8 protein-coding genes are annotated in these 8078 nt (G+C 62.9%); 3 read left to right on the top strand and 5 right to left on the bottom strand.

Annotated features, from left to right (window positions below; translation table 11 throughout):
* Window positions 1-46: 46 nt before the first annotated feature.
* The 5 genes from NPS29_RS28375 to gatC form a co-directional block, all read right to left on the bottom strand.
* On the bottom strand, window positions 47-1099 hold the full coding sequence (locus NPS29_RS28375) for a calcium/sodium antiporter (protein WP_274136792.1): 1053 nt from the start codon (window positions 1097-1099) through the stop codon (window positions 47-49).
* A gap of 59 nt (window positions 1100-1158) precedes the next feature.
* Window positions 1159-1533, bottom strand: a complete 375-nt coding sequence (locus NPS29_RS28370) for a septal ring lytic transglycosylase RlpA family protein (protein WP_274136790.1) — start codon at window positions 1531-1533, stop codon at window positions 1159-1161.
* 181 nt (window positions 1534-1714) lie between these two features.
* Window positions 1715-3160, bottom strand: coding sequence for an Asp-tRNA(Asn)/Glu-tRNA(Gln) amidotransferase subunit GatB (gatB, locus tag NPS29_RS28365; protein ID WP_274136789.1), 1446 nt, complete (start codon window positions 3158-3160; stop codon window positions 1715-1717).
* Between the two features lie 11 nt (window positions 3161-3171).
* Entirely contained in the window at window positions 3172-4623 is a 1452-nt protein-coding gene (gene gatA, locus NPS29_RS28360) for an Asp-tRNA(Asn)/Glu-tRNA(Gln) amidotransferase subunit GatA (protein ID WP_274136788.1), read from the bottom strand.
* Window positions 4624-4638: 15 nt separating this feature from the next.
* Entirely contained in the window at window positions 4639-4926 is a 288-nt protein-coding gene (gene gatC, locus NPS29_RS28355) for an Asp-tRNA(Asn)/Glu-tRNA(Gln) amidotransferase subunit GatC (protein WP_074755999.1), read from the bottom strand.
* Between the two features lie 209 nt (window positions 4927-5135).
* Between gatC and mreB the strand changes: the two genes are divergently transcribed.
* The 3 genes from mreB to mreD all read left to right on the top strand — a co-directional run bounded on the left by mreB (window position 5136) and on the right by mreD (window position 8031).
* Window positions 5136-6173 (top strand): rod shape-determining protein MreB, encoded by a 1038-nt coding sequence (mreB, locus tag NPS29_RS28350; RefSeq protein WP_020292894.1) that lies wholly within the window; start codon window positions 5136-5138, stop codon window positions 6171-6173.
* 233 nt (window positions 6174-6406) lie between these two features.
* Window positions 6407-7540, top strand: a complete 1134-nt coding sequence (mreC, locus tag NPS29_RS28345) for a rod shape-determining protein MreC (RefSeq protein ID WP_425312563.1) — start codon at window positions 6407-6409, stop codon at window positions 7538-7540.
* A complete protein-coding gene (mreD, locus tag NPS29_RS28340) occupies window positions 7540-8031 on the top strand; it encodes a rod shape-determining protein MreD (protein ID WP_037012599.1) in 492 nt (163 codons plus the stop codon). Before mreC ends, mreD begins: the two co-directional genes overlap by 1 nt.
* The last annotated feature ends 47 nt before the right edge of the window (window positions 8032-8078 follow it).

Raw genomic sequence — 8078 nt, 5'->3', positions numbered from 1 at the left:
AGGCCGCCCCCGCCGGCAAGCCGTGCTGCTACGGGGCATTCACCGGTCAGTGCTGTCTGCGCCATGCCCGGAAGGTCGTGACCAGAACGCCTACCGCCAACACCGGCAATGCGTAATGAATCATCAAGCGCTCCAGCCGTTCGGCCAACGGCATACCGGTGGTGAACGACACGATGTGCAGCCCGTACACCGCGTACAGCCCCAACAGCAAAAGGCCTTCGAGCCGGGTGATGCGATAGCCCGAATAGAACAGCGGCAAGCACAGCAGGGCGACGCCGAGCATCACCGGCAGGTCGAAATCCAGCGCGTTCGGCGAGATCGACAGCGGGCCGGTGGCGATCAGCGACGTGATGCCCAGCACCCCCAGCAGGTTGAACAGGTTGCTGCCGATGATATTGCCCACCGCGATGTCACGTTCGCCGCGAACGGCGGCGACCAGCGAGGTCATCAGCGCGGGAAGTGAAGTGGCCCCGGCGATCACCGTCAGGCCGAACACCCGCTCCGACAGGCCCAGGTCGGTGGCGACCACCACGGCAGCGCCTACCAGCAGATGGCTGCCCAGAATCATCAGGGTCAGGCCCGCGCCCATCAGCGCCAGGCGCAGGATAATCGGCCAGGTCCGGCGCCGGGGCAGGTCGTCGGTGCTGGCGGTGTGGCGCACGCCGTGGGCGAACTGGCGGGACACCACCAGCAGATAACCCGCCAGCGCGATCAGCAGGATCACCCCGTCGACGTTGCTCAGCTCGCCATTCCACGCCAGTGCGGCGACCAGCAGTGTGGCGCCGATCATCAGCGGCAGATCCACCCGCACCAGTTGCCGGGCCACGCGCAGCGGAATGATCAATGCTGACAGGCCGAGGGTGACCAGAATGTTGAAGATGTTGCTGCCGATCACGCTGCCCACGGCGATGTCGGTGCTGTCAGTCAGCGCCGCCTGCAGGCCGACGGCCATCTGCGGGGCGCTGCTGCCCAGCGCGACGACAGTCAGCCCGAGGAACAGCGGACGGGTTTTCAGCAGGGCAGCCAAGGTCACGGCGACACGCACCGACAGCTCGGCGCCGACGATCATCAGCAGAAGACCACAGGCCAGCTCGATCAGCGTGGGCAGTGGCAGGGTCGACAGGGCAAGAATTCAGGGCACCTTCAAATCGGTCAGGGTCAGTCGTCGAGGGCTTGCACCCGCACTTGGGCGGTTCCGCTGCGCAGCATACCCAATTGTTCGGCAGCCCGGCGGGAGATGTCGATGATTCGGCCCCGGGTATGCGGGCCGCGATCGTTGATACGGACGATGACCTTGCGGTCGTTGTCCAGGTTGGTGACCTGCACCCTAGTGCCAAAAGGCAGCTGGCGGTGGGCGGCGGTCAGGGAATTCTGGTCGAAGCGTTCACCGCTGGCGGTGCGCTTGCCTTGATGGCGCGAGCCGTAATACGACGCGCCGCCGGTGGCGTTGTAACCGTGTGGATCGATGATGCCTTCGCTGGCGCAACCGGCCAGCAGGGAGAGCAAGGCGCAAGCGCTTAAGAGCCGCCACATGGTTCGCAATCCTTTGATAAATGTTGATCCGGACCTTATGCGTCGTCCGAAATGCCGCTATCGCGAGCAAGCTCACTCCTACAGGACGGTGCACATTCCTGTAGGAGTGAGCTTGCTCTGGGCGGCATTCCGACGATTGGGCCGGCCCTGATGTCGAAAGTTCCGGATCAGGGCCTGTGCATCAACCTTCCAGCTTGCGCTTCAACACTTCGTTGACCTGCTGCGGGTTGGCCTTGCCCTTGGAGGCTTTCATGGCCTGGCCGACGAAGAAGCCGAACATCTTGCCGCGCTTGGCTTCATCGGCGGCGCGGTACTGCTCGACCTGCTCGGCGTTGGCGGCCAGCATGTCGTCAAGGATCGACTCGATGGCGCCGGTGTCGGTCACCTGCTTGAGACCGCGCTTCTCGATGATCTCGTCGGCGTTGCCTTCACCATTGGCCATCGCCTCGAAGACCATCTTGGCGATCTTGCCGGAGATGGTGTTGTCGGTGATGCGCTTGAGCATGCCGCCCAGTTGCTCGGCGCTGACCGGCGATTCGTCGATTTCGACGCCTTGCTTGTTCAGCAGCGAGCCCAGTTCCACCATCACCCAGTTGGCCGCAAGCTTGGCGTCGCCGGCGATGCCCACCACCTGCTCGAAGTAATCCGCCTGTTCGCGGCTGGAAGCCAGCACGCTGGCGTCGTACAGCGACAGGCCGAACTGCGACTGGAAGCGCTCGCGTTTTTGCGGCGGCAGTTCCGGCAGGCTGGCGCGGGTCTGCGCAAGGAACGAGTCCTCGATGATCACCGGCAGCAGGTCGGGGTCCGGGAAGTAGCGGTAGTCGTTGGCTTCTTCCTTGCTGCGCATGGCGCGGGTTTCGTTGGTGTTCGGGTCGTACAGGCGCGTTTGCTGGATGACCTTGCCACCGTCTTCGATCAGGTCGATCTGGCGCTGGATCTCGCTGTTGATCGCCTTCTCGATGAAACGGAACGAGTTGACGTTCTTGATCTCGCAGCGGGTGCCGAACTCGACCTGGCCAACCGGGCGAACCGACACGTTGCAGTCGCAACGCAGCGAGCCTTCGGCCATGTTGCCGTCGCAGATGCCCAGGTAGCGCACCAGCGCGTGCATCGCCTTGACGTAGGCCACCGCTTCCTTGGCCGAACGCATGTCCGGTTCGGAAACGATTTCCAGCAGCGGGGTGCCAGCACGGTTCAGGTCGATACCGGTCATGCCGCTGTAGTCTTCGTGCAGGCTCTTGCCGGCGTCTTCCTCAAGGTGGGCGCGGGTTACGCCGATGCGCTTGATGGTGCCGTCTTCCAGGGTGATGTCCAGGTGGCCCTTGCCGACGATTGGCAGCTCCATCTGGCTGATCTGGTAGCCCTTGGGCAGGTCCGGGTAGAAGTAGTTCTTGCGGGCGAACACGTTGTGCTGGCCGATCTCGGCGTCGATGGCCAGGCCGAACTTGACCGCCATCTGCACCGCTTCCTTGTTCAGCACCGGCAGGGTGCCGGGCATGCCCAGGTCAACCAGGCTGGCCTGGGTGTTGGGCTCGGAGCCGAACGTGGTGGCGCTACCGGAGAAAATCTTCGATTGGGTGGTGAGCTGGGTGTGAATCTCCAGCCCGATGACGACTTCCCATTGCATGTGTTTTCTCCTTAGAAGCCTTCAGGCGAGCGGGTGTGCCAGTCGGTGACCAATTGGTATTGGTGAGCGACATTGAGCAGGCGCCCTTCCTGGAAGTACGGCGCCAGCAGTTGCACGCCCACCGGCAAGCCATCGGCAAAACCGGCTGGCATCGACAGGCCAGGCAGGCCCGCGAGGTTGGCGGTGATGGTGTAGAAGTCTTCCAGATACGCGGAAATCGGGTCGGCGTTCTTGGCGCCGATCTTCCAGGCCGGGTTCGGCGTGGTCGGGCCCAGAATGACATCGACATCCTTGAACGCATTCATGAAGTCGTTCTTGATCAGGCGACGGATCTTCTGCGCCTGCAGGTAGTAGGCGTCGTAGTAACCGGCGGACAGCGCGTAGGCACCGACCATGATCCGGCGCTGTACTTCAGGGCCGAAGCCTTCGCCACGGGAGCGCTTGTACAGGTCGGTCAGGTCTTTCGGGTCTTCGCAGCGGTAGCCGAAGCGCACGCCATCGAAACGCGACAGGTTGGAAGAGGCTTCTGCCGGTGCGATCACGTAGTACGCAGGGATCGCGTGTTGCAGGTTCGGCAGGCTGACTTCCTTGACCACGGCGCCGAGCTTTTTCAGCTCTTCGACGCTTGCCATGACCAGGTCGGCGATGCGCGAGTCCAGACCTGCGCTGAAGTATTCCTTCGGCACACCGATGCGCAGGCCTTGCAGCGAGCCGTTCAGGCTGGCGCTGTAGTCCGGGACCGGCTCGTCGATGCTGGTGGAGTCATTGACGTCGAAACCGGCCATGCCTTGCAGCAACAGGGCGCAGTCTTCGGCAGTGCGGGCCATGGGGCCGGCCTGATCCAGGCTCGACGCGTAGGCGATCATGCCCCAGCGCGAAACGCGACCGTAGGTCGGTTTCAGGCCGGTGAGGTTGGTCAGCGCGGCAGGCTGGCGGATCGAGCCGCCGGTGTCGGTGCCAGTCGCGGCAGGCAACAGACGAGCGGCAACTGCTGCTGCCGAACCGCCGGACGAGCCGCCCGGTACGTGCTCAAGGTTCCACGGGTTCTTCACTGCGCCGTAGTGGCTGGACTCGTTGGCCGAACCCATGGCGAATTCGTCCATGTTGGTCTTGCCAAGTGTCACGGTGCCAGCAGCGGCCAGCTTGGCGACCACGGTGGCGTCGTACGGGGCCTTGAAGTTGTCGAGCATCTTCGAGGCGCAGCTGGTGCGGATGCCCTTGGTGCAGAACAGGTCCTTGTGCGCCAGCGGGGCGCCCAGCAGCGCGCCGGTTTCGCCAGCAGCGCGGCGGGCGTCAGCGGCCTGGGCCTGGGTGATGGCCAGGTCTAGGGTGACGGAAATGAAGCTGTTGATCTGCGGGTCCAGCTGGGCGATGCGCGCCAGCAGGGAGCGGGTCAGCTCTTCGGAGGAAAACTTTTTGTCGGCGAGTCCGCGAGCGATCTCTGCCAGAGTCATTTGATGCATTGCAGGCTCATTCCCTTAGTCGATGACTTTCGGAACCAGATAAAGGCCGTCTTCGACCGCTGGTGCGATGGCTTGATAGGAATCGCGATGATTGGCTTCGCTGACCACGTCTTCACGCAGGCGTTGCGAGGCTTCGAGCGGGTGCGCGAGCGGTTCGATACCGGTGGTGTCGACCGCCTGCATCTGGTCGACCAACCCGAGAATACTGTTCAGTGCTTCGGTAGTACGCGGGATATCGGCGTCATTGAGACCCAGTCGGGCCAGATGAGCGATTTTTTCCACGTCGGAGCGATCAAGCGCCATGGGGGTTTCTCCAGTGGAATGCGCACGGACTTAACCGTACGTCAGATTGCGGAACACTTCGCGATTTAGACGGTCTTAACGCCGCGATCTTCGAGGGTAGTGCTCGGAAAAACAGCCAATTTAACATATTGGCTCCTTGCCCAAAATCCCTGTCGTTGTTAGAGTTTGCCGCACTTTTTTACCCACGCGTTCCCTAGGGTCCCTTTCCCATGTTCAAGAAACTGCGTGGCATGTTTTCCAGCGATCTTTCCATCGACCTGGGCACTGCCAACACCCTTATTTACGTGCGTGAGCGCGGTATTGTCCTGAACGAGCCATCGGTTGTGGCCATCCGGACCCACGGAAATCAGAAGAGCGTCGTTGCTGTCGGGATGGAAGCCAAGCGCATGCTGGGCCGTACCCCGGGCAACATCGCTGCCATTCGTCCGATGAAAGACGGCGTGATCGCCGATTTCAGCGTGTGCGAAAAGATGCTCCAGTATTTCATCAACAAGGTTCACGAAAACAGCTTCCTGCAGCCTAGCCCTCGTGTGCTGATCTGCGTGCCGTGCAAATCCACCCAGGTTGAGCGTCGCGCCATTCGCGAATCGGCCCTGGGCGCCGGTGCACGTGAAGTGTTCCTGATCGAAGAACCAATGGCCGCTGCCATCGGTGCCGGCCTGCCGGTCGAAGAAGCCCGCGGCTCGATGGTCGTCGATATCGGTGGTGGTACCACTGAAATCGCCCTGATCTCGCTCAACGGTGTGGTTTACGCCGAATCCGTACGTGTGGGCGGCGACCGTTTCGACGAAGCGATCATCACCTACGTGCGTCGCAACTACGGCAGCCTGATCGGTGAATCCACCGCAGAGCGCATCAAGCAGGAAATCGGTACTGCCTACCCGGGCGGCGAAGTGCGTGAAGTCGACGTACGCGGCCGTAACCTGGCAGAAGGCGTGCCACGCGCCTTCACCCTGAACTCCAACGAAGTGCTGGAAGCGTTGCAGGAATCCCTGGCAACCATCGTTCAGGCCGTGAAAAGCGCGCTGGAGCAATCGCCTCCGGAACTGGCTTCGGACATCGCCGAGCGCGGTCTGGTGCTGACCGGTGGTGGTGCGCTGCTGCGTGACCTGGACAAACTGCTGGCCCAGGAAACCGGTCTGCCGGTCATCGTCGCCGAAGACCCGCTGACCTGCGTGGCTCGTGGCGGTGGTCGTGCGCTGGAAATGATGGACAAGCACACCATGGACCTGCTTTCCAGCGAATAAGTCGCCGGATTGCACCATGATGTCGAACGGGTGGCGCTTATGGCGCTGCCCGTTTGTGTCTGACCTGTTGACGTCCCGCTCTTGTATTGAGAGCTTGACGCTGCAAGGCTTGCACACCTTATTTCCGTCAACCCGCACCAGGCCGGTTTCATGTCCCATGAATAAGCACAGCCAAACACAAGCATCCCTGGAAGGAGCGGCCCATTAAACCGCTTTTCTCAAAGGGCCCGTCGCTGGGCGTTCGTCTGTTGGTGCTGGTCGTCCTGTCCGTGGCCGTCATGGTCGTGGATGCGCGTTTCACCCTGCTCAAGCCCGTTCGCAGCCAGATGTCGCTGGTGCTGATGCAGTCGTACTGGATCGCCGACCTGCCCGAACGTTTGTATCAGGGCGTTGCCAGCCAGTTTGGCAGCCGCACTGAACTGGCCGCCGAAAACGAAAAACTCAAGACCGAGAACCTGCTCCTCCAGGGCCGCCTGCAAAAGCTGGCTGCACTGACCGAGCAGAACGTGCGTCTGCGCGAGTTGCTCAACTCCTCGGCGCTGGTCAACGAGAAGGTCGAAGTCGCCGAACTGATCGGCATGGACCCCAACCCCTTCACCCACCGCATCATCATCAACAAGGGTGAGCGCGACGGCGTGGTGCTGGGGCAGCCGGTGCTCGATGCCCGCGGCCTGATGGGGCAGGTGGTCGAGCTGATGCCGTACACCTCCCGCGTGCTGCTGCTGACCGACTCCACCCACAGCATTCCGGTGCAGGTCAACCGCAACGGCCTGCGCGCGATTGCCAGCGGCACCGGCAACCCGGAGCGCCTGGAACTGCGTCACGTGGCTGACACTGCCGACATCAAGGAAGGCGACCTGCTGGTGAGTTCCGGCCTGGGCCAGCGCTTCCCGGCGGGTTACCCGGTGGCGACGGTCAAGGAAGTGATTCACGACTCCGGCCAGCCGTTCGCGATCGTTCGCGCCGTGCCGACCGCCGCCCTGAACCGCAGCCGTTACCTGCTGCTGGTGTTCTCTGATGGCCGTTCGCCCGAAGAGCGCGCTGCCGATGCCGCGCAACAGCAGGAATCACTCGACCGCCAGGCCGCCGATCCGTCTGCCGTGCCGTCAGCCACCGTGCCGGGCGCTGCGCCCGCCGCGACGCCGAACAAGCCAGTGGTTCCGGCCACCGTGCCCAAACCTGCCCACAGCACGTCTACGGCCCCGGCTGCCGCTCCTGCCGCTGCACCGGCAAGCAACACGCCAGCAGCGACGCCGGCCAAGCCTGCGGCGAGCAAACCGCCTGCCCATCAACCGGCCAAGCCCGCTGCGCCCAAGCCTGCAACGCCTGCGCCGGCCCCTGCGGCAACGCACGAGAGGGAAGAATAATGGCTCGTCACGCCCCCGCGCGAAACGGCTGGGTGGTCTGGCTGACGTTCGTCATCGGCCTGCTGCTCAGTGTTTCTCCGCTTCCGCAATTCATGGAGATCTTCCGCCCGCTGTGGCTCGCGCTGCTGCTGGCGTTCTGGGCGCTGGCATTGCCGCACAAGATCGGCATGGTCACCGCCTGGATGCTGGGCCTTGCCGAGGACGTGCTCTATGGCACCTTGCTGGGCCAGAACGCGCTGATCCTGACGCTGATTACCTTTCTGGTGCTGTCGTTGCAGCAGCGCCTGCGCATGTTCCCGATGTGGCAGCAATGCCTGGTGATTCTGGTGATCTTTGGCCTGGCGCAGTTGGTGCAGCTGTGGCTCAGCGCATTGACCGGCAACCGCCAGCCGACGCTGGCGCTGGTGTTGCCGGCACTGGTCAGTGCCCTGCTGTGGCCGTGGGTCAGTTATGGCCTGCGCGGATTGCGGTTGCGCTTGAAGATCAATTGAACTGAATCCTTGATGCACCCGTAGCAGCACGGCTTGCCGGCGGGGGC

This window comes from Pseudomonas putida, assembly GCF_028682175.1.
GTDB lineage: Bacteria > Pseudomonadota > Gammaproteobacteria > Pseudomonadales > Pseudomonadaceae > Aquipseudomonas > Aquipseudomonas putida_AD.
The sequence above is the reverse complement of the archived record's forward strand: the minus strand, read 5'-3'. Positions and strand labels throughout refer to the sequence as shown.

Coding starts and splice junctions, on each gene's coding strand:
- NPS29_RS28370 (WP_274136790.1), bottom strand. CDS start 1,533: ATGTGGCGGCTCTTAAGCGCTTGCGCCTTGCTCTCCCTGCTGGCCGGT.
- gatB (WP_274136789.1), bottom strand. CDS start 3,160: ATGCAATGGGAAGTCGTCATCGGGCTGGAGATTCACACCCAGCTCACC.
- gatA (WP_274136788.1), bottom strand. CDS start 4,623: ATGCATCAAATGACTCTGGCAGAGATCGCTCGCGGACTCGCCGACAAA.
- gatC (WP_074755999.1), bottom strand. CDS start 4,926: ATGGCGCTTGATCGCTCCGACGTGGAAAAAATCGCTCATCTGGCCCGA.
- mreB (WP_020292894.1), top strand. CDS start 5,136: ATGTTCAAGAAACTGCGTGGCATGTTTTCCAGCGATCTTTCCATCGAC.
- mreD (WP_037012599.1), top strand. CDS start 7,540: ATGGCTCGTCACGCCCCCGCGCGAAACGGCTGGGTGGTCTGGCTGACG.